The sequence below is a fragment of the Algibacter sp. L4_22 genome (assembly GCF_023473045.1).
Taxonomy (GTDB): domain Bacteria; phylum Bacteroidota; class Bacteroidia; order Flavobacteriales; family Flavobacteriaceae; genus Algibacter.
This window is the reverse complement of record NZ_JAMCOK010000003.1, coordinates 368,394-394,987: the sequence shown is the minus strand read 5'-3', so window position 1 is coordinate 394,987 and position 26,594 is coordinate 368,394. Positions and strand designations below refer to the sequence as shown.

Annotated in this window: 21 protein-coding genes and 1 riboswitch; of the genes, 15 read left to right on the top strand and 6 right to left on the bottom strand. The window is 33.1% G+C overall.

Annotated elements, in window-relative coordinates:
• Positions 1-54 precede the first annotated feature (54 nt).
• Genes M4I23_RS09815 through M4I23_RS09805 form a run of 3 tightly spaced genes read right to left on the bottom strand, consistent with a single transcriptional unit; the run spans position 55 to position 2,193 of the window.
• Positions 55-411: a carboxymuconolactone decarboxylase family protein gene (locus M4I23_RS09815; protein ID WP_158844207.1), complete on the bottom strand. Its 357-nt coding sequence runs from the start codon at positions 409-411 to the stop codon at positions 55-57.
• Positions 395-1,228, bottom strand: coding sequence for a twin-arginine translocase subunit TatC (gene tatC, locus M4I23_RS09810; protein ID WP_158844205.1), 834 nt, complete (start codon positions 1,226-1,228; stop codon positions 395-397). Before tatC ends, M4I23_RS09815 begins: the two co-directional genes overlap by 17 nt.
• On the bottom strand, positions 1,228-2,193 hold the full coding sequence (locus tag M4I23_RS09805) for an SIS domain-containing protein (protein ID WP_199269897.1): 966 nt from the start codon (positions 2,191-2,193) through the stop codon (positions 1,228-1,230). The genes tatC and M4I23_RS09805 overlap by 1 nt, the downstream gene beginning before the upstream one ends.
• A 205-nt stretch (positions 2,194-2,398) precedes the next feature.
• On the opposite strand from M4I23_RS09805, the gene M4I23_RS09800 reads away from it, so the two are divergent.
• Positions 2,399-4,603, top strand: a complete 2,205-nt coding sequence (locus M4I23_RS09800) for an ATP-dependent DNA helicase RecQ (protein WP_158844203.1) — start codon at positions 2,399-2,401, stop codon at positions 4,601-4,603.
• A 289-nt stretch (positions 4,604-4,892) separates the two neighbouring features.
• Here M4I23_RS09800 and M4I23_RS09795 read toward each other — a convergent pair whose 3' ends face one another.
• Together M4I23_RS09795 and M4I23_RS19935 are read right to left on the bottom strand one after the other, a co-directional pair.
• Positions 4,893-5,423 carry a hypothetical protein gene (locus M4I23_RS09795; RefSeq protein WP_249754267.1) on the bottom strand — a complete coding sequence of 177 codons (531 nt, stop codon included), beginning with the start codon at positions 5,421-5,423 and terminating at the stop codon, positions 4,893-4,895.
• A gap of 131 nt (positions 5,424-5,554) precedes the next feature.
• The gene (locus M4I23_RS19935) at positions 5,555-5,638 is read right to left on the bottom strand and encodes a hypothetical protein (RefSeq protein ID WP_368736180.1); all 84 of its coding nucleotides are present in this window, start codon (positions 5,636-5,638) and stop codon (positions 5,555-5,557) included.
• A 954-nt stretch (positions 5,639-6,592) separates the two neighbouring features.
• Between M4I23_RS19935 and M4I23_RS09785 the strand changes: the two genes are divergently transcribed.
• The 4 genes from M4I23_RS09785 (at position 6,593) to M4I23_RS09770 (ending at position 11,909) form a co-directional block, all read left to right on the top strand.
• Entirely contained in the window at positions 6,593-8,014 is a 1,422-nt protein-coding gene (locus tag M4I23_RS09785) for a sulfatase (protein WP_262922253.1), read from the top strand.
• Between the two features lie 16 nt (positions 8,015-8,030).
• Entirely contained in the window at positions 8,031-9,470 is a 1,440-nt protein-coding gene (locus M4I23_RS09780) for a hypothetical protein (RefSeq protein WP_249754264.1), read from the top strand.
• A gap of 232 nt (positions 9,471-9,702) precedes the next feature.
• Entirely contained in the window at positions 9,703-10,485 is a 783-nt protein-coding gene (locus M4I23_RS09775; protein ID WP_249754263.1) for a sialate O-acetylesterase, read from the top strand.
• A gap of 2 nt (positions 10,486-10,487) precedes the next feature.
• Positions 10,488-11,909, top strand: coding sequence for a sulfatase (locus M4I23_RS09770; protein ID WP_249754262.1), 1,422 nt, complete (start codon positions 10,488-10,490; stop codon positions 11,907-11,909).
• A gap of 99 nt (positions 11,910-12,008) precedes the next feature.
• Here M4I23_RS09770 and M4I23_RS09765 read toward each other — a convergent pair whose 3' ends face one another.
• Complete coding sequence (locus tag M4I23_RS09765) at positions 12,009-12,458, bottom strand: hypothetical protein (protein WP_249754261.1); 450 nt, start codon at positions 12,456-12,458, stop codon at positions 12,009-12,011.
• A gap of 382 nt (positions 12,459-12,840) precedes the next feature.
• Positions 12,841-12,965, top strand: a riboswitch (SAM riboswitch).
• Between the two features lie 132 nt (positions 12,966-13,097).
• On the opposite strand from M4I23_RS09765, the gene M4I23_RS09760 reads away from it, so the two are divergent.
• The 10 genes from M4I23_RS09760 to M4I23_RS09715 all read left to right on the top strand — a co-directional run bounded on the left by M4I23_RS09760 (position 13,098) and on the right by M4I23_RS09715 (position 26,582).
• On the top strand, positions 13,098-14,372 hold the full coding sequence (locus M4I23_RS09760) for an O-acetylhomoserine aminocarboxypropyltransferase/cysteine synthase family protein (protein WP_249754260.1): 1,275 nt from the start codon (positions 13,098-13,100) through the stop codon (positions 14,370-14,372).
• Between the two features lie 131 nt (positions 14,373-14,503).
• Entirely contained in the window at positions 14,504-17,902 is a 3,399-nt protein-coding gene (gene thrA, locus M4I23_RS09755) for a bifunctional aspartate kinase/homoserine dehydrogenase I (protein WP_249754259.1), read from the top strand.
• A gap of 264 nt (positions 17,903-18,166) precedes the next feature.
• Positions 18,167-19,339, top strand: coding sequence for a PLP-dependent aspartate aminotransferase family protein (locus tag M4I23_RS09750; protein WP_158844185.1), 1,173 nt, complete (start codon positions 18,167-18,169; stop codon positions 19,337-19,339).
• Between the two features lie 73 nt (positions 19,340-19,412).
• Entirely contained in the window at positions 19,413-20,618 is a 1,206-nt protein-coding gene (locus M4I23_RS09745; RefSeq protein ID WP_249754258.1) for a polysaccharide lyase family 7 protein, read from the top strand.
• 57 nt (positions 20,619-20,675) lie between these two features.
• Positions 20,676-21,095 carry an Rrf2 family transcriptional regulator gene (locus M4I23_RS09740; RefSeq protein ID WP_249754257.1) on the top strand — a complete coding sequence of 140 codons (420 nt, stop codon included), beginning with the start codon at positions 20,676-20,678 and terminating at the stop codon, positions 21,093-21,095.
• Positions 21,096-21,256: 161 nt separating this feature from the next.
• Positions 21,257-21,514 (top strand): DUF2061 domain-containing protein, encoded by a 258-nt coding sequence (locus M4I23_RS09735; protein WP_158844179.1) that lies wholly within the window; start codon positions 21,257-21,259, stop codon positions 21,512-21,514.
• Positions 21,514-22,134 (top strand): phosphoadenosine phosphosulfate reductase family protein, encoded by a 621-nt coding sequence (locus M4I23_RS09730; protein WP_249754256.1) that lies wholly within the window; start codon positions 21,514-21,516, stop codon positions 22,132-22,134. The genes M4I23_RS09735 and M4I23_RS09730 overlap by 1 nt, the downstream gene beginning before the upstream one ends.
• A gap of 74 nt (positions 22,135-22,208) precedes the next feature.
• A complete protein-coding gene (gene cysD / locus M4I23_RS09725; RefSeq protein ID WP_249754255.1) occupies positions 22,209-23,114 on the top strand; it encodes a sulfate adenylyltransferase subunit CysD in 906 nt (301 codons plus the stop codon).
• 82 nt (positions 23,115-23,196) lie between these two features.
• Positions 23,197-24,444 (top strand): sulfate adenylyltransferase subunit 1, encoded by a 1,248-nt coding sequence (locus M4I23_RS09720; RefSeq protein WP_249754254.1) that lies wholly within the window; start codon positions 23,197-23,199, stop codon positions 24,442-24,444.
• A gap of 47 nt (positions 24,445-24,491) precedes the next feature.
• Positions 24,492-26,582, top strand: coding sequence for a HEPN domain-containing protein (locus tag M4I23_RS09715; protein WP_249754253.1), 2,091 nt, complete (start codon positions 24,492-24,494; stop codon positions 26,580-26,582).
• Positions 26,583-26,594 lie beyond the last annotated feature (12 nt).

The following is a 26,594-nucleotide window of genomic DNA, read 5'->3' as shown; positions in this document are numbered from 1 at the left end:
TAAAAATAGTGAAATCATATACACTTTTTTAACAGTTGTTGGTTTTTTATGTTTTTATTGGGTTTTGCTATCTTCTTCTAAAGCATCCCAAAACTCATAAGCTCTTCGTAAATGCGGAATTACAATAGTTCCGCCAACTAGTGTTGCAATACCCAAAGCTTCTACAACTTCTTCTTTTTTTAACCCAATTTTATAACTGGTTTCTAGGTGGTATTTCACGCAATCGTCGCAGCGTAGAACAGCCGAAGCTACCAAGCCAAGTAATTCTTTGGTTTTAACATCGAGAGCTCCTTCCGCGAAAGCGTTAGTATCTAAGTTAAAAATGCGTTTTATAATCTTATTATTATCACCTAAAATTTTATCGTTCATTTTGGAACGGTAATCGTTGAATTCTTTAACTGACTCTGACATTTTTTTTCTCTTTTCGTTTTTGATTTCTAATCACTATTTTAGAAATAGTAATACTTACTTGATATAAAATTATAATAGGAATAGCCACAATAACTTGACTAGCAATATCTGGAGGTGTAATTATGGCCGACAGAATTAATACGATTACCATAGCATATTTTCGATATTTTTTCAAGAACTCTGGAGTAACCAAACCTATTTTGGTTAAAAAATAAATGATGATTGGTAATTCGAAAATTAGGCCAGACGCTAATGCCGAAGCACGAACTAAAGCGATATATGAGCTAATATCAATTTGGTTATCCACCATGGCGGAAATACTATAATTTGCCAAAAAGTTAATAGATAGTGGTGTAATAATATAGTAGCCAAAAAGCACACCTAAAAAGAATAAGAGTGAGCAAATAATGATAAAACCACGTGAATGTTTACGTTCTTTACTATGTAAACCTGGACTAATAAAACTCCACAATTGGTAAATAACGTAAGGGAACGAAATTATGAAACCACCCAAAATAGCAGTCCAAATATCGGCAGAAAACTGCCCAGCCATGGTCCGGTTTTGTAATATTAGAGGGATTTTATCGGCGCAAAATGTGGTAGTTACACCTAGGAATTGTGCTGCTTTACATAGAAAATCGTATGTAGGGAAATCCATATGTAGTGGCGCGAAAATAATTTCGTCGAAAATAAAACGACTAAAAATATATGCTAACGTTGCCACAATCATTACGGCCGAGCAAATTCTAATTAAGTGCCAACGTAAATCCTCAAGATGGTCTAAAAAAGACATCTCATTAATATCCTTCTTCGCCATTATATAATGCCTTCTTTAATTAAATCGTGTAAGTGAACCACGCCTGCATACTTTCCGTTTTCTTCAACTAAAAGCTGAGAAATATCGTTAGCTTCCATAACCTCTAAAGCTTCTATGGCCATAGCGTTAGACTGTATGCGTTTAGGGTTGGCACCCATAATATCTTTAGCAATTAGTTTAGAGAAATCGTCAACCTTAGTTAACATTCTACGTAAATCACCGTCTGTAATTATACCAATAATTTCGTTGTTTTCTACAACGGCGGTTACACCAAGCATTTTTGCTGTAATTTCTACAATAACCTCTTTGATGCTAGCATCGCCATTTACTGCAGGTTTTTCGTTGGTAGAAGAGATATCTTCAACCCTTAAATATAGTTTTTTACCAAGTGCGCCACCTGGGTGGTATTTTGCGAAATCTGTACTCGAAAATCCGCGTAAGTTTAATAAGCAAACTGCAAGAGCATCACCAATTACTAATTGTGCTGTAGTACTTGTTGTTGGAGCTAAATTGTTTGGGCATGCTTCTTTTTCAACGTATGCATTTAAAACATAATCAGCATGTTGCGCTAAAAAGGAATTTACATTTCCTGTTATGGCAATCATTTTATTATTAGCACGTTTTATTAATGGAATTATCACTTTAATTTCTGGAGTGTTACCACTTTTTGATAAACAGATTACCACATCATCGTTTAAAATCAAACCCAAATCACCGTGTATGGCATCGGCAGCATGCATGAAAATAGCAGGAGTTCCGGTGGAGTTTAAAGTAGCAACAATTTTATTTCCAATAATGGCACTTTTACCAATACCTGTAATAATAACACGTCCTTTGGAGTTATAAATTAGATTTACAGCAGCTGCAAAATCTTTTGTTACTAAGCTAGATAAGTTTAAAATGGCTTTGCTTTCCATTTCAATTGTTTGCTTAGCAGTTTCAATAATAGAATTTTCTGTACTCAAAATTTATTATTTTTTATGGTTGAAGCATTAAAGATTTTATTATCTTTAAACTTGATAATTAAATTAATTTTATTTTTTACTTGTTTTTTCGTTGCAAAACTAACGAAAAAAAGATTGAGACTCTCTAAATACACAATGAAATTGATAGCAATTAATAGGCTTTGTGTGTTTACTCTTTACAGGTGAAAAATAATTCATACAATTCATGTTGACAGTTAAAAAAGAAATACATAGTGCCTTAAAAAAATATTTTGGATTCAATAAATTCAAAGGCCTACAAGAAGATGTAGTAACAAGTATTATTACAGGTAATCACACATTTGTGATTATGCCAACGGGTGGAGGTAAATCGCTATGTTACCAATTGCCTGCATTAATGCAAGAGGGAACAGCAATAATTGTATCTCCTTTAATTGCATTAATGAAAAACCAAGTGGATGCTATTCGAGGGATTTCGGATGAGGAAGGCGTTGCACACGTTTTAAATTCATCTTTAAATAAAACCGAAGTTAAACGCGTAAAGGAAGATATCGTAAATGGTGTAACTAAATTACTATATGTAGCCCCAGAATCGTTAACAAAAGAGGAAAATGTTGAGTTTTTACGTACTGTAAAAATATCGTTCATGGCCGTAGATGAGGCACACTGTATAAGTGAGTGGGGACATGATTTTAGACCAGAATACAGAAACTTAAGACATATAATAGGCCGTATTGGTGATAATATTCCAATTATTGGCCTAACCGCAACAGCAACTCCAAAAGTTCAAGAAGATATTATTAAAAACTTAGGGATTTCTGGAGCAACAACTTTTAAAGCATCCTTTAATAGGCCAAATTTATATTACGAGGTACGCTCAAAAACTAAAAATGTAGATGCCGATATTATTCGTTTTGTAAAACAAAACGATGGTAAATCTGGAATTATATATTGTTTAAGTCGCAAGCGCGTAGAAGAGTTAGCCCAAGTACTGCAAGTAAACGGTGTAAATGCTTTACCGTATCACGCAGGTTTAGATGCTAAAACAAGATCTAGCCATCAAGACAAATTCTTAATGGAAGATTGCGATGTTATTGTAGCCACTATTGCTTTTGGAATGGGGATAGATAAACCCGATGTGCGTTTTGTAATCCATCACGATATTCCAAAAAGTATAGAAAGTTATTACCAAGAAACAGGTAGAGCAGGTAGAGATGGTGGCGAAGGACATTGTTTGGCTTATTACGCTTATAAAGATATTGAAAAGCTAGAAAAATTTATGTCTGGCAAACCTGTGGCAGAGCAAGAAATTGGTCATGCCTTATTGCAAGAAGTGGTTGCTTTCGCAGAAACATCTATGTCACGGCGTAAATTTATTCTTCATTATTTTGGTGAAGAATTTGATAACGAGACAGGCGATGGAGGCGAAATGGATGATAACGTTAGACATCCTAAAAAGAAAGGTGAAGCTAAGGAACAAGTTAAATTATTACTAGAAACCATTTCTAATACAAACGAAAAGTACAAATCTAAAGATTTAGTAAACGTACTTACGGGCAAAGAAAACGCACTTATAAATTCTCATAAAACTAATGAGCAAGTCTTTTTTGGAAAAGGAAAAGAGAAAGATACCAAATATTGGATGGCACTTTTACGCCAAGTATTAGTTGCTGGATTTCTTAAAAAGGATATTGAAACCTATGGCGTTATAAAATTAAAAGATTCTGGTCGTGATTTTATACAAAACCCAGTATCTTTCATGATGACGGAAGATCATATTTTTGATGGCGCACAAGAAGATGGTTCTATAATTACAGCTGCAAAAGGCGCAAATGCCGTTGCCGATGCCGTTTTAATGCGTATGCTTAAAGATTTACGAAAAAAGAATGCCAAAAAACTCGGCGTGCCACCATTTGTGGTTTTTCAAGATCCATCGCTAGAAGATATGGCGCTTAAATACCCTGTAACCATTGTAGAACTTGGTAATGTACACGGTGTAGGAGATGGGAAAGCTAAAAAATATGGTAAGGATTTCGTGGCGCTTATAGCGCAATATGTAGAAGATAACGACATCACGCGTCCCGACGATTTAGTTGTAAAATCTACAGGAAGTAATTCTGCAAACAAGCTATATATTATTCAAAATGTTGATAGAAAATTACCACTAGATGATATTGCATCATCCAAAGGTATGTCTATGGGCGATTTCATTAAAGAAATGGAAGCCATTGTGTATTCGGGAACTAAATTGAATATCACTTACTGGATAGATGATATTCTCGACGAAGATCAACAAGAAGAAATTCACGAGTATTTCATGGAGTCGAATACCGATAGTATTACAGATGCCATAGAGGAATTCGATGGTGATTACGACGATGATGAACTACGATTATACCGAATTAAATTTATTAGTGAAGTAGCCAATTAGAACTTGGGCGTTACCCAAAAGGTGTGGGCTTTATTCGTGGGTTTCTATTTTAAATTAAGGAACTCATGAATATAAATATCTCCCTACTCAATCTGTTTATTTTTTTTAAGGAAAAACAAACAGGATTTCAAACAAACCGTTCAATCCCTAATACTAGTTATTGCTGGGTTTAGGGTGTTCGTTAATGGTTCGTTTATGTTAAGTAAGAAGTTTATAGGCTTTTGAGTTTGTATTAGATCAAAAATGTTGTGTTTAATATATAAAGCGTTAACAATCGTGTTTCTTAAATTTAAAATCTTTTATTATACCACTTTTTATATTTTCTATTTTTTATATATTTTGGATTTGGGAAATTTATAAACGCTCTACAATAACCAGAGTTGGGGTTACTTTCTCCGTAGATATCATAGGGAGTAATTGTGTATATGGGCGCAGCCTTTTCTTTTTGTTTGTTGTATGCCCATGTATAATTCATGGTTATTATTAGCTCTTGTTTTGATTTGTATCGATGGGCAGAATTAATGTCGGGTCCCTCTTTTACATATGGAATTTCAGCCAAAACATCAACATCTGTTCTTACACTATAGTATTCCGAATTCCAGTCGCAAGTAATAATTTCTGTCGATTTCACTTTCATTAGGTAGATTTTTGTGGCATATTCACCTTCATAGTCACAGCAATCGCAATAATCCAGAATATATGGATCTGTTTTTAAAAATTCACAAACTTGATTGGCTTGCTGTAAGGTTAAATTGTCCCATGGATCGGCCCATAAAAATATTGGACATAAAAGCAAAAATGTTATTAATGTGTTTTTCATTTTATTCTTTGGTAAAGAGTTTTTATTATTGTTATACTATGTTAGCGTTAGCTACTTGTTCTTCTTTATTGAGTTCTAATTTTATCATAATATCATATTGTTCATCATTGCTAAGTTTTAAAATATGCTTGTCAAATAGCACAAATCCATTTTTTTTGATAAAACCGAATTGCTCTTGGGTTTTGCTCCCAAACGGATAACCAAACAAATCCCACATTTTTCTCTTTCGCTAATTTTATTACTTTTTCGAAAAGGTTTTGTCTTGTGTTTACTTTTAAATATCCATTTGCTTATTCGTTAAATTCATTAAAATAAAATTCAGAATTTTTATCATTCAGTTCAGTCTTAAGTGCTTCCGTAGAAAATTTTTCTCTTAAATATTCGGTTAGATTTTCTTCGTTGTTTGCAGAAGAATAAGTTTCGATAAAAGTTTGTTTTCCTATCTTTTTTTAATTTTCAAGATCTTAAATGTTTACTTTTCTGATTTTTTTTTCTTATCAATTGCATAAACTTCTAGATACATAAGTTTTGTTTCCATTAGAATTAGAGATTGAATTATTCTTTTCAATCCAAATTTCATTCATATAAGTTTGTTATAATTTCAATTTTTCATACCAATACGCAAAGCGAAGTTATTTATTTTTAATAGAAAAATCTTATAAATCAGAATAAGTTCGTACTTAATTATTTATTATTGTTTTTAGTTTAATCTTGTTTTGAATTTCAATGAGTTCCGTATCTGAACTTTAAATTCTCTTTAATAAAATCCATAGGAATAGTTATTGTATTCATTTTTTGAATACCTCGGAGGCATCGGTATTCGCTAAAATATCTTCACTAGATTTTGTATTCGTTATACTTTGTTCAATTATCGATTTAGTGTTCAATTACTTCGAGTCTTTTGATGATAGATTCTCAGAATATTGAGTAAAAAATAATTACATTTATCCTATTGATGTTGGAGCAACTATTTTTGAGGTTGTTAGACAGGAATCTATAGGTTATTCAGATTATGGCAATTTAGAAAATAACAGGCTTTGGTTATATATTAGAAAAAAGGAATATGTTGATCCAATTGTGTTTGATTAGAATAATAAGATGATTGTTAGACTAGTAGAAATTTATTTGCTTGTAGCTGTAGCCTTTATGAATAAAAGAAAAAATAATATATGAGAACTCATTTTTTTTATCAATTAGCATTATTTACTAGTTTTAGCTTTATAATTAGTAATTGTTATTCACAGGATAATTTGAAGCCTAAAAAACCAAACATAATACTTATTATGGCGGATGATCTTGGTTACGGTGATGTCGGTTTTAATGGAAATGATAAAGTGATAACACCGTATTTGGATAAGATGTCTAAAGATGGTATCAAGTTTACCCGTTTTTATGCCGCGGCACCATTATGTTCACCAACTAGAGCTAGTGTTTTAACGGGTAGAAGCCCATTTCGTCAAGGTGTTTTTGCAGCGCATACAGGAGGTATGAGACCAGCCGAAACCACAATTGCTGAAGTATTAAAAAAAGTAGATTATTCTACAGGTTTTTTTGGGAAATGGCATTTAGGTTGGGTAGAACCAGACAAAGTAGAGTCTAGAGGCATGTACTCACCTCCATGGCATCATGGCTACGATGAAACTTTTGCTACAAAAAGTGCCGTGCCAACATGGGATCCTACAAAAACTCCTGAACGTTGGAACAGCTGGGGATCAATGGATGATGGTTCTTGGGGAGGATCAATTTATGTGCAAAACGGAAAACCTGTAACAGAAAATTTAGATGGTGATGACAGTCGTATTATTATGGATAGAGCGATTCCTTTTATAGAAAAATCAATTTTAGATGAAAAACCTTTTTTTGCTACCATTTGGTTTCATACACCGCATGAGCCTGTAGTGGCAGGTCCAGAATATTTAGCTAAATATCCTGATTTACCAATTGGTCAAAAACATTATTATGGTGCAATTACTGCCATGGATGAACAAATAGGTCGGTTAAATGATTTTTTAAAGAAACATAAAGTCGATGATAATACCATTATCTTTTTCTGTAGCGATAACGGCCCAGCCGATCCGTTGACTAAAAAAGGAATTGCATCTGCTGGTCCTTTTAGAGGGCATAAACACCAAATGTGGGAAGGTGGTTTACGTGTGCCATCGTTAGTAGTATGGCCAGAACATATTAAAGCAGATCAAGTTTCAAACTACCAGTCTTCAACCGTCGATTACTTACCAACAATATTAGATATCCTAAACATTTCTCCAAACAAGAAGATTCCATTAGATGGCGTTAGCTTAAAGTCTGTGGTTTTAAACAGTAATTTTGAAGAAAGAACAGTACCAATAGCTTCAGGCTATCAACGTTTGTATAATGGGACTGAGTTATATGCATATATAAGTGGGGATTACAAGATTTGTATTCCGAATAAAGGAAAAGAAATGATGCTTTTCAATTTAAAGAAAGATCCTGGCGAGACTCATGATTTAGCTGCCAAAAAACCAGAATTATTGAAAACAATGATGACTGGGTTGGAAGAAGTGAAAGAATCGTGGAGATTGAGTAGAGAGGGTAAAGATTATAAGTGGTAGATTTAAAAAGAGTAAGATGAAAAAAATAATCTGTATTGCTGTAGTTCTGCTTTTTTTAGGATGTAAAAGTGCAACGAAGCAAGGTGTAAATGGCTCAAAACAAGATTATATTTTGGTTGATGCGAAGGTGAAAACTTATAATAAAGATGGCACAAGAAGTTATAAAGATTATCAGCCTTTTAAAACACGAACTTTAGAATTTCTTTCAGACTTTAAAGGATCAAAAACTATAGCTAAGCTTAGTAAATACGGTGGGGATTTAGAATACCAAACTAATGATATTACAGGTTTTTTTCATGTAAAAAAAATAGAAGACCGTTGGTGGGGTATTGATCCGTTAGGCTATAGATACTTCAATATAGCATTGAATAGTATCAATACAGGAAAATCAAAAAGAACCCAAGCGGCTTTTGTAAAAAAGTTTCAAACTAAAGAAAAATGGATTAATGAAACCATAGAAATGCTTCGAGAAAATGGTTTTAATTGTGCGGGATCATGGTCTGATGTTGAGGTAATTGTTGCCGTTAATAAAACACTCAAAAAACCATTTCCTTATACTGTTAATTGGAATTTTATGAGTAGTTATGGGCGTAAACGAGGAGGTACGCATCAACAACCTGGGCATACAGGTTATCCTAATGATGCTATTTTTGTGTTCGATCCTAATTTTGAAACATTTTGTGACACTCATGCTAGGCAATTATTAGAATATAAAGATGATCCAAATTTATTCGGATACTTTTCTGATAATGAAATGCCTTTCAAATTTAAGGCTTTAGATAATTATTTAAAATTACCAACAGATGATTATGGTTATTTAGCCGCAAAGCAATGGCTGGAGAAACAAGGGATAAGTAAAGAAGAAATTACCGATGAGTATCGCGAATTATTTATGGCTTTTGTTGGAGATAAGTATTTTTCTGTAGTTTCAAAAGCTATAAAGAAATACGATCCAAACCATATGTATATTGGAGCTCGTTTTTATAGTGAAGAAAAAAATCACCCTGCATTTATGAAAGTCGCAGGTAAGTATTTAGATGTTATTTCTAATAATTATTATAATCATTGGACACCTGATACTGAAGACTTGAATAATTGGGCAACTTGGTCGGGTAAACCTTTTATTGTAACTGAATATTATGTAAAAGGAGAAGATTCTGGTATGGGCAATACCAGTGGAGCAGGTTGGATAGTGAGAACGCAAAAAGATAGAGGTCTTTTTTATCAGAATTATAATTTAACCTTATTAAAATCGAAAAACTGTGTAGGTTGGCATTACTTTAAATATCAAGATAACGATCCTACGGCAAAAGGCGTAGATCCTTCAAATGTTGACGCTAATAAAGGTATTGTAAGTAACGAGTATGAAGTATGGAAACCTATGATGGAAAAAATGAAAAACCTAAATATTAACGTGTATAATTTACTTGATTATTTTGATATTAGAGAAAAATAAATTATTCTATATCATTAGTTTTCTATTTTTTTAGAAATAGTTTGTGTGTCTTCTTCTAGTATAAAAGAAATAAACGAAGATACTTTTTCTCGTTCTGAAATTAATCCTGTTATTTATCCCGAAATGGATAGTTTTTGAAGAGCGTTTAGGTGAGGATATAAATGGATCTTTGGATTATTTATAAGTTTTTAAATTAATACATTAACTAAATTGGTCAATTCAAAATAATTAAATGAAATATTATAAAGTACTTGTTTTTATTTGCATTGGATTCTTGTATCAATGTAAATCTGTAAATAACTTATCAAAAAAGGAAACCAATTCAATGGACCTTTATTTGTGCATTGGCCAGTCTAATATGGCTGGAAGAGCAACTATTGAGGAGCAAGATAAAGACAGTATTCAAAATGTGTTCTTGTTTACTGGAAAAGAAGATGAACCATGGGAAAAAGCGGCAAATCCTTTGAATAAATATTCTACAGTTAGGAAAGGAATTAAAATGCAAAAATTAGGACCGAGTTACGGTTTTGCAAAAGAAATGGTTAATGCCATGCCTAATAAGAAAATAGGCCTTATAGTAAATGCGAAAGGGGGCACTTCTATTGAGGAGTGGAAACCTAGAGGTACGCTTTATAATCAAGCAATCAAACAGGTGAGAAAAGCAATGGAATACGGTGTTTTGAAAGGTGTTATCTGGCATCAAGGTGAAACAAATGCAGGAAGGTATGATAAATATATGCCAAAAATAATAACTTTAATTGAGTCTTTACGGGCAGATTTAAATACTCCTAACTTACCGTTTGTTGCAGGACAATTATCACCAGATAAGCCTAAGCGAAATAATTTTAATATCATGATTTTAGAGCTTCCTAATACTGTTGGAAATACGGGAGTTATAACTACTGAAAATACATTAACTATTGATGATACTCATTTCGATAGTGCAAGTCAGCGACTTTTAGGTAAACGATATGCTGAGGAAATGTTAAAGCTAATTTCAAATAAAATAAAATAAACATGAATATTGAAGTTGTAAAAGTTTATGCTGTTTTGTTGATGCTAAGCTTTCAAAATGGTTTTGCTCAAAGCGGAAAAAATATTCCAGAAAATCAAAGCAGACCAAATATTTTACTAATTATATCCGATCAGCATTCGGGTAGAATCATGACCCAAACAGGCTACGAGTATGTTACAACTCCGGGAATAGATAAATTAGCCGAATACGGCGTTACCTTTACACGAAGCTATTGTACTTATCCTGTATGTATGTCTTCTAGAGCTTCTTTAATGACAGGAGTAATGCCTAGTAAAAGTGGCCCCAACCTTATGGAATATAATTCTATAGGAAAAACATTGAAAGATGCGGGCTATAATACAGCATATTATGGTAAGTGGCATGTTTCTAATTCGAAAATAAAAAATGTTTCAGAATGGCATGGTTTCGAATCGTATAAACGTGAATATAATGATACCAAAACAGCTAAATTATCAATCGATTTTATAAATGAAGAACGAGACAAACCTTTCTTTATGGTTACGTCCTTATTAAACCCTCATGATTGTTGTGAATTGGCTCGTAATATTTCGGATCTAGAAGATGATTATCACGATGGTGCTGTGGCAGAAGATATGGCTATAGAAGAATGTCCGCCGTTACCAGAAAATTTTAATATTCCATTAAAAGAGGCCGAAGGATTTTATACAAGGAGAACTCCCGATACAACGGATAGAGTTAATTTTGGAAAACACCCTGTAAAGTATTGGAAAGAAAAAGAGTGGAGACAATATTTATACGGATATGATAGATTGGTTGAGAAAATGGATAATCATATATTAAGTATTATAGATGCTTTAGATGAAAAAGGAGAGCTTGAGAATACTATTATTTTTTATACTTCCGATCATGGAGATGGACATTCAGCACACGAATGGAATCAAAAAATGAATTTTTATGAAGAATCTATCAACGTGCCTCTTGTTGTTTCATGGAAAGGGCATACCAAATCGGGAATTATTGATTCTAAAGTTTTGTCCTCAAATGGTTTAGATTTGTATCCAACTATTTGCGGGATAGGAAACGCTACATTTTCTACGGAATTATATGGTGAAAATTTGAGTCCATATTTCTTAAAAAACACAAAGAAACCTAAGGAGAAAAGAGAATATGTAGTTTCAGAATTAAAACAAAAAGAAAAAAACAAACCTAAAGGAAAAGTGTTTGTGGGGCGTATGGTTGTTACAGAACGGTATAAATATTTTGTTTTTGATGGTGGTGAATACCCAGAACAGTTTTTCGACTTGAAGAATGATCCTGGTGAATTAAAATCTTTAATTAATTCAAAAAAATATCAAAAAAAAATTGAGGAGCATAGACAAATGCTTAGAGAATGGATCGCTAAAACAGGCGATGTTTTTTCAATAAATAAAATACCAAAATAATTTAGGGTAAAATAATTTGTTTAACAAGACTAAGAAACAAATGTCATATTTATTCTTTTGAGAATCAGTAGTTTTTATATATAATATTGATAAATTGTTTTATTTTACAAGAATTTTATAAATTCCAGTTTGGCTATTCAATTCAAATTCAGAGTTACTTATTAATATTTCTTTGTATTCAGTATGAGGGCAACAATCTTCAGTTTTTCTTTCAGAATCAACGTAGAAATCAAAGATATGTATATTCGAAATATCAATTTTTAAATTTACAATTTCTGTTTCCCATCCTATAGAACCAATCTGAATAAGGTTGATATTGTTTTCTGATATGAAAGTAAATTCTAAAGGAGAATTATTTAAGGTGTTTGTTATTGTAATTTGCTGAGAATGATAGGTTCCATTTGTAAATAAATTTTCATCATTTGTTTTGTCTATTATTTCAAAACTAAAACTTTCAGGTGGTGTAAAACAACTTTGATTACAGTCGTCATCATTACAACTTTGTAGACTTATAGCACATAGTAATAGAATTAAATAGATTTTTTTCATTTGATTTTTATTTTATAGATGCTGTAAACATTAAAAGGTTGCTCTTAAATCTTTGATAGTTTTGGTGTGTTGGAGTACCTCGGTTTTGCGTACGAGTATTTTAGAAGAAAAAATAAATTTCCAAAAAAAACTTATTAGTTTTAATATTTGATAATGTTTGGCTGCCATTAGTCTAGGAGTTAAAAGTAAAAAAGGACGGGCTGGCTAAGTTCAGTTTTATTATAAGTAAATTCTATGATTTTTAACATTCTAGAAAAGCCAAGCCTTAAAACAATAAAACATTGCGATATTGGTAAAACTTTAAAAATTCCTGTTAAAAATTTGGATATTAGCGTTTATTAATTGAATATTTGCATTCACAAAGTTCAATAAACTTACTGAAATGTTATCAAGAAAGGTGGAGGGATAGACCCGCTGAAGCCTTAGCAACCCTTTACAATTAGTAATGAAGGTGCTAAATTCTACTTAAATTACCAATTCATTTATTGGTGTTTGGATAGATAACTAACAAGAATTGCTTTCTGCAATTTTAAATCTTCTTATAACATTTTTCTATTAAGTACACTTTTTTAAAGTGAATTTGACTTTTTATTTAATCGCAAAAAAAGCGGCAACCAATTAACTAAAAAAATAAGAAAAATGAGCAATCACAAATTATCAACAAACGCATTACACGCAGGACACGACGTTAAAGCAAACGGAGGAACACAAGCCGTGCCAATTTACCAAACATCATCATATGTTTTTAACGATTCAGGTCATGCAGCAAACTTATTTTCTTTAAAAGAGCTAGGTTTTATCTATACACGTTTAAACAACCCAACTAATCAAATTTTACAAGATCGTTTAGCGGCTGTAGAAGGAGGTGTTGGCGCTGTTGTTTTTGCATCGGGTACTGCGGCTATTTCTACAGGTTTATTAACGCTTTTAAAATCAGGAGACCATATTGTAGCTTCTAGCAGTTTATATGGTGGTACGTATAATTTATTGAATGTAACTTTACCTCGTTTTGGTATTACAACTACCTTTGTAGATGCTTCTAACCCAGAGAATTTTAAAGCAGCAGTGCAAGATAATACAAGAGCCTTTTTTGTAGAATCTTTAGGGAACCCAAAATTAGATGTTTTAGATCTAGAAGCTATTGCTGTACATTCTAAAGCAGCAGGAGTGCCTTTTATTGTAGATAATACAGTGGCTACGCCAGTATTATTAAATCCTTTAAAACACGGAGCAGATATTGTTATTCATTCTTTAACTAAATATATTGGTGGGCAAGGAACGTCTTTAGGCGGTGCTATTGTTGACGGTGGAACTTTTAATTGGGCTAACGGAAAATTCCCTGAATTTACTGAGCCTTCTGCAGGTTACCACGGATTAAAATACTACGAAACTTTAGGTGCTGCATCTTATGTTTTTAAATTAATATTAGAAGGTTTACGTGATTTTGGTGGTGCTTTAAGTCCGTTTAACGCATTTCAAATTATTCAAGGTTTAGAAACATTACCGGTAAGAATAAAACAACACAGTGCTAATGCTTTGGAAATTGCTAAATGGTTAGAGTCTCAAGATGATATTGCATGGGTAAACTATCCTGGTTTAGAAAGTAGTAAATATAAAACTTTAGCTGATAAATATTTACCTAAAGGACAAAGTGGTTTAGTTACTTTTGGACATAAAGGTGGTTTTGAAGCTGCTAAGAAAATTGCCGATAATACCAAGTTGTTTTCATTACTTGCTAATATTGGAGATACTAAATCTTTAATTATTCATCCAGCAAGTACAACACACCAACAGTTAGATGAAACAGCGCAAGAAGCTGCTGGAGTGTCCAGCGATTTAGTGCGTTTATCTATTGGTCTTGAAGATATAGACGATTTAAAAGCAGATTTAACGGCGGCTTTTGCAACCATTTAATAATAACACTCGTAAATTCGAGGCTAATTATTAAATTTACTATTCTCACGAAAGTGATATTTTAAAATTTGATTTTCTAAGACCTGCTCGGTTTTTTTAATGGAGCAGGTCTAATATAAATACACAAACCATTGAAGCATCCATTGCAACATATTACCATTAAAAATTATCGCACGGAAAGCGATGTGCTTAATGCTGAAATTAATTTAAGTTATCAAGTGTTTGGAAAACCGCTTGGAAGCGCACCTATTGTGTTAATCAATCATGCTTTAACAGGAAACAGTGATGTGGCTGGGGAAGATGGCTGGTGGTTAGATTTGGTTGGCGATGATAAAGTAATCGACACGAAACTATACAGCATTTTAGCATTTAATATTCCAGGAAACAGTTATGATGGCTTTGCTATTGATAATTACAAGGATTTTATAGCACGCGATGTCGCAAAAATATTTTTACTAGGTTTAAAAGAATTAAAAATAGGAAAACTTTTTGCAGCCGTTGGAGGTTCTTTAGGAGGTGGAATTGCATGGGAAATGGCCGTTTTACAACCTGATTTTACCGAAAACTTGGTAGTTATCGCAACCGATTGGAAATCTACAGATTGGCTTATAGCAAACTGCCAGATTCAAGAGCAGTTTTTAATCAATTCTAAAAACCCGGTGCACGATGCGCGAATGCACGCCATGTTATGTTACCGAACTCCAGAATCTTTTAAAGAGCGTTTTCATCGTTCTAAAAATGTAGATTTAGAGATATTTAATGTAGAAAGTTGGTTGTTGCATCACGGTAAAAAGTTGCAAGAACGTTTTCAGCTTTCAGCTTATAAGTTAATGAATCAGTTGCTTAGAACAATTGATGTTACCAAAAATAGACCAGAAGACTTTAATGTCTTAGAAAATATTGAAGCTAATATTCATATTGTAGGTGTCGATTCTGATTTGTTTTTCACAGCCGAAGAAAACAGAGAAACGCACAAACAATTAGCATTAACCAACCCAAATGTTACGTATAACGAAATTCATTCGGTACATGGGCACGATGCGTTTTTAATGGAATACGAGCAGTTAGAAAAAATTATAGAAGGCATTTTTGTGCCAGATTCAAAAAAGAAAAGAATGAAAGTATTAAAGTTTGGAGGCAAATCTTTAGGCAATGGCGAAGGATTGAATAATGTAATAACCATTATTGAAAATAAAATTAATAATGGCGATAAAATATCGGTTGTCGTTTCAGCGCGTGGTAATGCTACCGATGAATTAGAAGCGCTTTTAAATCTTGCTGCAAAGGGCATAGATTATAAAGCACAATTAGGGACTTTTAAAAACTACCAAAAAGAACCTTTAAAAACCATCGATTTTACAGATGAGTTCACCTTGCTTGATAAATTATTTGAAGGTGTTAGTTTACTTGGAGATTACAGCGGAAAGATTAAAGATACCATTTTAGCTCAAGGCGAATTGTTGGCTATTAAAATGGTTTCAGAATTACTTAATCAGAAGCAAATAAAATCCAACGCTGTTGATTCTCGAACTTTAATAAAAACCGATGAAAACTTTGGGAATGCTATTCCTATTGCCAAAGTATCTAAAGATAATGTAACGGCCTTTTTTAAAGCTCATAAAGATGCGGTGAATGTGGTCACTGGTTTTATTGCTTCAAATTTAAAAGATGAAACCACAACTTTAGGTAGAAATGGAAGTAATTATACGGCAGCATTGATTGCGAATTATTTAGATGCTGAAGAGTTACAAAATTATACACACGTAAACGGTATATATACGGCAAACCCAGACTTGGTTGCCGATGCTCAAAAAATTAGAGAATTATCGTTTAGTGAAGCGAATGAGTTGGCGAACTTTGGAACTACCATTTTACATGCCAAAACCATTATTCCTTTAGTTGAAAAAAATATCAACTTACGTATTTTAAATACCTTTAATCCTGAGGATGAAGGCACATTAATTACGGCAAAACCAAGTGCTAAAGAAGTAACATCGCTTTCTGTTTTAGATAACGTAGCGTTGCTAAACCTTGAAGGTCGTGGTTTGTTAGGTAAAAGTGGAGTAGATGCTCGAATTTTTAGAGCGTTAAGTATTCATGATATTAGTGTGAGTATTATTTCTCAAGGTTCATCAGAGCGTGGTATTGGTTTAATTATTAATGCGAGCGAAGCGACACAAGCAGTCATTGCGTTAGAGCGTGAGTTTGAAAACGATTTTTATTCTCAGGATGTAAATAAAATCCATGTGGTAGACGATGTATCGGTAATCTCTATTATTGGTATCGAGTTAAGTTCGTTTCACAAACCATTTAATGCGCTTATCAAAAACCAGATTACGCCGTTGTTATTTAACAATACCGTTACCGGAAGAAATATAAGTTTAGTGCTTAAAAAATCGCAATTACATAAAGCTATGAACGTGATTCATGGTGAGATTTTCGGAATTTCTAAAAAAATAAACATTGCTATTTTCGGACACGGAGGTGTTGGAGGCGCATTGATTAATCAGATTTTAAAATCGAGAAGCGATATTGAAAAACGTAAAGCCATTAACTTAAATGTATTTGCTATTGCGAATTCTAAAAAGCAACTTTTAAGTAAAAATGGTGTTGATGCTAATTGGGAGGATGCTATTAAAACGGTAGAAACAGAAAGTTCTATTGAGGATATTATTGCTTTTGCAAGAGAAAATCATTTAGAAAATTTAATTGCAGTGGATAATACGGCGAGTCCAAATTTTTATGAAAACTACATCCCTTTAATAGAGGCTGGTTTCGATTTGGTATCTTCTAATAAAATTGCAAACACCATTTCTCATAAATTTTATAAAGATTTACGTGTTCAGTTAAAAGAAAATAACAAACAATATTTATATGAAACTACGGTTGGCGCAGGTTTACCTTTAATTGATACTATTAAGTTATTACACGAATCTGGTGAGAATATTACAAGAATCCGTGGTGTGTTTTCGGGAACGTTAAGTTATTTATTCAATAATTTTTCTGTCGAAAATAAACCTTTTAGTGAAATTATTCAGGAAACTATCGACAAAGGTTTTACAGAACCAGATCCGAGAGAAGATTTTTCTGGAAATGATGTAGCTAGAAAGTTATTAATTCTAGCGAGAGAGTTAGATTTGCATAATGAATTTGAAGATGTTTCGGTACAGAATTTAATTCCAGAAGCGTATCAAAATATATCTGTGGAATCATTTTTAGGACAATTAGATGTTTTAAATGAACAATATCAAGCTATAAAGGATAAACAAGCGCCAGGACACGTGTTACGCTACATTGGTGATTTATCGGGAGATTTATCTCAAGATAAAGGCGTTTTAGAGGTGAAACTCGTATCTATACCAAATGATAGTACGTTGGGGCAAATAAAAGGTTCGGATGCTATTTTTGAAATATTTACTGAGAGTTATGGTGAGCAACCTATCGTGATCCAAGGTGCAGGTGCTGGAGCAGAGGTTACAGCGCGTGGTGTGTTTGGCGATATTTTACGATTATCTAAGCATATCAATTAATATTGTTTTTCTATTTCCGCGAAGGCGGAAATCTCAGATTTGTCAGGTTTTTAAAATCTAATAGGTCTTTGGAAGAAAACCAAAACCCTGTCGGTTTTAAAACAACCATAGCAGGTAAGTGCATTAGGGATTGATGCGGCATCCTTTTTTGTTTTTCTCAAAAAAGATATAGCGGAAAGCCCGACCCGATAGGGAAATGCCTAAATAAAAATATTAAAAATAAATCTTTGAGGGTTTTTACCTTTATTGAATAGTGAAAATACAATGAGCGAGAAGAAAAAACATTTTGAAACAGAAGCGATACGCACACAGAGTGAAAATACACAATTTTCGGAGCATTCGGTACCTTTGTACTTAACGTCTGGATTTGTGTTTGAAGATTCTGAGGAGATGCGCGCGTCTTTCGCGGAAGAGAAACAACGTGATTTATATAGTAGATATAGCAATCCTAATGTAAACGAATTTGTAGATAAGGTTTGTAAAATGGAAGGTGCAGAGGCTGGTTTTGCTTTTGCAAGTGGTATGGCTGCTGTGTTTTCTACATTTGCAACGTTGTTGGATGCTGGAGACCATGTGGTGTCTTGCAGTTCTGTTTTTGGTGCTACGCATGGTTTGTTTACTAAGTATTTTCCGAAATGGAATATAGAATGTTCATATTTCAATATCAATGAAGTTGAAACCATAGAAAGTTTAATACAGCCAAATACGAAGTTTATTTATGCTGAAACGCCTACAAACCCAGGTGTTGATGTGTTGGATTTAGAGTTTTTAAGTGCTATTTGTAAAAAGCATAATTTACTGCTTGTTATCGATAACTGTTTTGCAACGCCGTATTTACAGCAACCTATAAAATTTGGAGCAGATTTAGTAATTCATTCTGCTACTAAGCTAATGGATGGTCAAGGTCGTGTGTTAGGTGGGGTAACGGTTGGTAAAAAGGAATTGATTAGAGAAATTTACTTATTTTCGAGATTAACAGGACCGTCTATGAGTCCGTTTAATGCTTGGGTATTATCTAAATCTTTAGAAACTCTAGCGATTAGAGTTGAAAGACATTGTGAAAATGCATTAAAGTTGGCTACATTTTTAGAAGCACACCCTAAAGTAAAATGGGTGAAATATCCGTTTTTAAAGTCGCATCCTAAACATGACATTGCTAAAAAGCAAATGAAAATGGGAGGAAGTATTGTGGCTTTTGAAGTTGAAGGTGGCATAGAAGGTGGTAAATCCTTTTTTGATAGTATAAAAATGTGTTCGCTATCGGCTAATTTAGGAGATACTAGAACTATTGTAACACACCCAGCAAGTACAACGCATGCTAAAGTTGAGGCTAGTGTAAAAGCGGCTGCAGGTATTACAGATGGTATGGTGCGTTGTTCTTTAGGTTTAGAACATATTGATGATATTATTGCCGATATAGAGCAGGCACTTGCTTAGATTTTACTTAAAAGCCATTATTTTTTAGTTTCTCATAATTTAAGGTGCTATTTTTATAAAAATTATTTACATAATGAAATTATTAAATATTGTTTGTGCGTTTTTAGTCTTAACTGTTGCCTTTAATTGTAGTTCAAGTGATTCTGGAGAAGAAGAGCAGGTGGATAGCTTAGAAATATCTACCGTTTCGGAGTTTTCTGCAAGTGAAGAAACAAAATCAATAACAGTAACGGCTAATTTATATTGGTACACAGCTAATAATAATGATTGGATTACTTTGTCTCCAACAAGTGGAATTAATAATGGTTCTATAAATATCTCTGTAACAGCAAACCCAAACTCCACTGTGCGTACAGGTTCCGTAAGTGTTATTGGAGGCGATATTTCAAGAAATTTAACAATTACTCAGGCGGCAAAAGCTGAAAATACGGGAGCTTTAGATGCTAATGCAACGCCATCTGGTAATTTTGATTTATCGACTTGGAATTTAAGTATTCCAGAAAATAAAGGTAATGGTACCGCTTTGACTATTACTGTTGCTCAAATTAATGCAGATTACGAAAATAGCACCTATTTTTATACAGCTACAGATGGAGGTATGGTTTTTAAATGTCCTATAGCTGGTTTTAAAACGTCTGTAAATACTAGTTATACGCGAGTTGAGTTACGCGAAATGCTGCGAGGTACTAATACAAGTATTAGCACGCAAGGTGTAAATAAAAATAATTGGGTTTTTGGATCTGCACCAACAACAGATAAAACGAATGCCGCTAGTTTTGATGGAGAAATGAGTGCTACGGTTGCTGTAAACTATGTAACAACAACTGGAGATGATAGCCAAGTTGGTCGTGTTATTGTAGGACAAATCCATGCCAATGATGATGAGCCTATTCGTCTTTATTATAGAAAATTAAAAGATAATGCTTTGGGATCTATATATTTTGCTCACGAACCTAGGGATGGATATGGTAGTGAACAATGGTATGATTTAATTGGCTCTAGAAGTAACAGTGCTTCTAACCCAAGTGATGGCATTGCTTTAGACGAAAAATTCTCCTATAATATAAAAGTAGTAAGTAATGCTTTAACGGTTACTATTTCTAGAGAAGGAAAAGATGATGTTATAAAAACTGTTGATATGGCTAATAGTGGTTATGATGTTGGTGGACAGTATATGTATTTTAAGGCAGGTGTTTATAATCAAAATAATTCGGGAGATGCAGATGATTATGTACAAGCTACTTTTTATGCTTTACAAAAATCGCATACAACTAATTAGAAAACTTAGAAGGAATAATTATATTAGCAAAGTGTTTTAAATAACTATATTTACCACATGTTATCTAAAAAAACAAAATACGGATTAAAGGCATTAACTTTTATAGCTAGAAGTGAAGGTGATGCGCCTGTTCCTGTTGGTGAAATAGCGAAAAGTGAAAATATTCCTCAGAAATTTTTAGAAGGTATTTTGTTGACTTTAAGAAAAGCCGGTATTTTGGGGTCTAAGAAAGGAAAGCATGGCGGTTACTATTTAAGACAAGAGGCTTCGGAGATTAAAATGACCGATGTTATGAGGGTTCTTGAAGGTCCTATTGCTATGGTGCCGTGTGTTAGTCTTAATTTTTACGAAAAGTGTGACGACTGTCCAGATGAACATCAATGTAGTGTGAATAAACTCATGATTATGATACGCGATAATACGTTGGAAGTGCTCCGAAACAATACATTAGCCGATTTATCAAATATTAAATCTTGATAAAATCATGAGAAATTTTCGGTTTTCTATAGATTTTCTTCAATTTAACCCGAAAATATTTCATTATCCTAAAAAAATCCTAAAACCTATTTGTTATGTGCAAAAATGTATTACATTTGTAACTCCTACTAAAACGGTAGGATTAATATAAGATTAAGAAAATGATAGCGCAAATGTTATTAAAAAATAAAGAAAAGTCTACTTATCAAGAAGATGCAGTTGGTGAAAAACCAATTAGAAGTGTAGCAAAAGCTTTAAGCTGGAGACTTATTGGAACGTTAGATACTTTAATAGTTTCTTATTTTTTAACAGGAGAACTTTCAGTAGCAGCATCTATCGCATCGGTAGATTTTGTAACAAAAATGATACTGTACTTTTTTCACGAGCGTATTTGGAATTCAGTTAAATGGGGAAAATAATGATAGAACAATCAGAATTAAATACATTAAATGAAGCTTTTAAAAATGCTTCACCAGCAGAAATAATAGCTAAAGCTTTCGAGTTAAGCAACGAAGCTGTAGTGACTACAAACTTTAGACCTTATGAGGCTGCTATTTTACACGCTGTAAATACGGTTAAAGCTAAAACGGCAGTAGTTTGGTGCGATACCGGTTACAATACGCCACAAACATATAAGCATGCAGAGCAGGTTATAAAAGACTTAGATTTAAATGTGTTTTTATATGTGCCAAAACAAACATCATCTCATAGAGATGTGGTTATGGGGATTCCAAGTGTAGATGCTCCAGAACATGCTTTGTTTACAGAACAAGTAAAGTTAGAGCCTTTTGCAAGAGCTATGGCAGAGCACAAACCGAAAGTTTGGTTTACAAATTTACGCCAAGGACAAACAGCTTTTAGAGATAGCATTGGCATTTTTAGTGTTAGTAAAGCTGGTGTTTTAAAGGTGAGCCCGTTTTATTTTTGGAGCGATGAAAAATTAGATACGTATTTGGAAGAAAATAACTTGCCAAACGAATTTAAATATTTCGATCCAACCAAAGCATTAGAAAACAGAGAATGTGGTTTGCACGGATAAAAAGTAACACATTACAGTTGTAGTAAATAGAAATAAAGAATATATTCCGCGAAAGCGAAATAATAAATAAGATTATGAATAAAGACACATCAAGTATAAATTCGTTAGAAAACGAGGCTATATACATTATGAGAGAAGTGGCAGCACAATTTGAAAAGCCTGTGTTGTTGTTTTCTGGAGGAAAAGATTCAATTACTTTGGTTAGATTGGCTGTTAAAGCTTTTTACCCAGCAAAAATACCTTTTCCTTTAATGCATATAGATACAGGGCATAATTTTCCTGAAACTATCGAATTTAGAGATCGTTTATGTAAAGAATTAGGCTTAGAGCTTATTGTACGTAACGTTCAAGATTCTATTGATGAAGGTAAGGTAAAAGAAGAATCTGGTCGTTATGCAAGTAGAAATATGTTGCAAACTACTACGCTTCTTGATGCGCTTGAAGAATTTAAGTTTGATGCAGCAATAGGTGGTGCGCGTCGTGATGAAGAAAAAGCTAGAGCTAAAGAACGTATTTTTTCTGTTCGTGACGATTTCGGTCAATGGGATGAGAAAAACCAACGTCCTGAGTTATTTGATATGTTGAATGGTGATATTGAGCACGGACAAAACGTACGTGTATTTCCTATTTCTAACTGGACAGAATTAGATGTATGGTCTTATATAGAGAAAGAAAATATTGAGATTCCTTCAATATATTTTGCTCACAAACGTAAAGTATTCTTAAGAGACGGCATGATTTGGTCTGCAGAAGATGAAGTTGTTTACAGAGATGAGAATGAAGAGGTATTAGAAAAAATGGTTCGTTTTAGAACTGTTGGAGATATGAGTTGTACTGCAGCTGTATATTCTGATGCGGTATCTATTTCGAAAGTAGTGGAAGAAATTAGAGACTCTACTATTTCTGAACGTGGTGCTAGAATCGATGATAAGCGATCTGAGGGCGCTATGGAAAAACGTAAACAACAAGGGTATTTCTAGAATATCAATTTTGTCATTTCCGTGAAAACGGAATCTTTTAAAATGAATACAAATTAGGCTTTTAGCCAACATTATAATAACAATGGAAGTATTAAAAATTGCAACAGCAGGAAGTGTAGATGACGGTAAAAGTACCTTAATCGGTCGCATTCTTTACGATACAAAATCATTAACTTCAGATAAGTTAAAAGCGATTGAAGATAAAAGTGAACAACTAGGGTATGATTACCTAGATTTTTCATTAGCGACAGATGGTTTAATGGCCGAAAGAGAACAAGGTATTACTATTGATGTAGCACATATATATTTTTCAACTAAAAAGAAAAGTTACATTATAGCAGATACTCCTGGTCACGTAGAATATACGCGTAACATGGTTACAGGTGCTTCAACATCTCAGGCTTCTATCGTTTTAATTGATGCTAGAAAAGGTGTTATTGAGCAAACCAATCGTCACTTTTTTATCAATAATTTATTGAGAATTAAAGACGTTGTAGTAGCTATTAATAAAATGGATTTAGTTGATTATTCAGAAGAAATTTATAATAAAATTAAAGCTGATTTTTCTGAATTAATGAGCAAAAGAGATTACCAAGATCAAAAAATAACATTCATTCCTGTAAGTGCGTTACAGGGTGATAATGTTGTTAATAAATCTGATAAAATGCCTTGGTATACAGGTAATGCTTTATTACAGCATTTAGAAGATTTAGATAAAAAGGATATATATAATGTTGGTACACCACGATTCCCTGTGCAGTATGTAATTCGTCCTAAAACTGAAGATTTTCATGATTTTAGAGGATATGCAGGAAAAGTTTATGGAGGTAACTTAAGTGTTGGAGATGATATTGTTGTTTTACCATCTAAAACAAAATCTAAAATTAAGGATATCTATTTCTACGATGAAAAGTATGAAACGGCATCAAGACGTTCTTCGGTAACGATTACTTTAGAAAATGATATTAATGTATCTCGTGGAGATATGATTGTTAAAGCAGACGATTTGCCAACAATCGACAAGCAATTTACAGCTAATGTATGTTGGATGGATTCTGAAAACTTAACCGTTGGGGGTAAATACATTGTCCAACATGGAGTTAATAAAGTATTAGCTAAGGTTGATAAAATTAACCACAAAATTAATCCTGATTATTCGGGAATAGATAAAGAAGCAACATCTTTAGGTGTTAATGATATTGCGTCGGTTACGTTTAAATTAAACAAACCTATCTTTTTTGATCAATTCAAAAACCATAGAACAAACGGTTCGTTTATTTTAATAGATCCGCAATCTAACAATACGGTTGGAGCTGGTTTTATTCAGTAACAAATAACAAAAAATATTTTTCTAATAAGAAAAAGGTCAGGTATATCATGCAAAGTTTTGAAACAGAAATAGAAAATCCAATAGTACAAAAGGATATCATTGAATTAGCTAATAAAATTGAGCTATTTAACAATGGTAAAATTGATGAAGAGAAATTTAGAAGTCTTCGTTTGGCACGTGGCGTTTATGGTCAACGTCAAGAAGGTGTTCAAATGATTCGTATCAAGATTCCTTACGGGAAAATGAAAAGTAATCAATTACGTAGAATCGCTGATGTTTCAGATGAATATTCTCGTGGTCGTTTACACATTACAACCCGTCAAGATATCCAAATTCACTATGTAGATTTACAAAGAACACCAGAGCTTTGGGCAGAACTTGAAAAAGATGATGTTACGGTACGTGAGGCCTGCGGAAACGTTGTGAGAAACGTAACGGCTTCGGAAACAGCAGGTATTGATGTTGATGAACTTTTCGATGTGTCGCCTTATGCCGATGCAATTTTTAAATTCTTTTTACGTAACCCAATTTGTCAAGAAATGGGACGTAAATTTAAAGTGTCTTTCTCGAATACTGATGAAGATACCGGATTATCGTACTTACATGATATTGGTTTTATTGCGAAAGTAGAAAATGGTGTTCGTGGCTTTAAAGTTATGGTCGCTGGTGGATTAGGTTCACAGCCCCGTCATGCAGAAGAACTTTACAGTTTTTTACCATCGGATAAAATTATTCCAGTAATGGAAGGTGTTTTAAGAGTTTTCGATCGTTACGGTGAACGTAAAAGTAGAGCTAAAGCACGTATGAAATTCTTGCTAAAAGATATAGGTTTAGATGCTTTTAAAGCTTTAATTGCTGAAGAACAAGAAGCAATTGAATTTAAAAGTGTTGTTATTAATGCAGATGATTACAAAGAAGCTATACCTGTAGAAATAGAAGATATTCCTTTAGCTGAAATTAAAGATCAACAAACATTTGAAACTTGGAAATCGACTAACTTAATTCCACAAAAACAAGAAGGTTTTGTTGCGATTGGCGTTAAAGTATTATTAGGTGATTTCTATACAGATAAAGCAAGATTATTAGCCGATTTAGTTGATAAATACGGAGCTGGAGAAGTTCGTTTAACGTTACGTCAAAATATTGTAATTCCGTTTGTAAAACGTGAATTAGTACCATTTTTCTATACGGAATTAGAAAAATTAGGCTTTGTAGAAGCTGGGTATAATAAAGCCGTAGATATTACAGCTTGTCCAGGAACAGATACTTGTAACTTAGGTATAGCAAGTAGTACTGGTATTTCAGTAGAATTAGAACGTTTAATTAAAGCTGAATATCCACAATATTTAAAAAATCAAGATCTAGTTATTAAAATTAGTGGTTGTATGAATGCTTGTGGACAACACAATATGGCAAATATTGGTTTTCAGGGTATGACTGTGAGAACACCAGATAAATTAGTAGCACCAGCATTACAAGTATTGTTAGGTGGAGGAAATTTAGGTAACGGAAATGCTCTTTTTGCTGATAAGGTAGTAAAAGTACCAAGTAAAAGAGGTCCTGAAGCTTTACGTAGAATTTTAAATGATTTTGAAGCAAATGCAGAAGGAAAGTCTTTTGTAGATTATTATAAAGTAACTGGAGAACGTTATTTTTACGACTTACTAAACGATTTGCAAGACGTTACTAATTTAACTCAAGAAGATTTTATCGATTGGGGTGAAGAAGAAAAATACGTAAAAGAAATAGGTATTGGTGAATGTGCAGGTGTCGTTATTGATTTAATTGCTACATTGTTCTTTGAAAGTGAAGAGAAAATTGAAAATGCTAAAACGTCTTTTGAAAATGGGGTATATTCAAGTGCTATTTATTATGCTTATACATCTCTAGTTAATTCCGCAAAAGCGTTATTATTAGCAGAGAATAAAAAGACGAATACACACGCCGGAATTATTTCTCAGTTTGATGAAGTTTTTGTTGAAAGCGGAAAAATTGAATTAGGTACTTCATTTTCAGAATTGATATACCAAATTAATAAAAACGCACCAACTAAAGATTTTGCTGTAAACTATATTGATAGCGCAAATAAATTTTTAGCAGCTGTAAGAGCGTTTAGAACAGCCGAACAAGAGGCGTAATTTAAAATTACA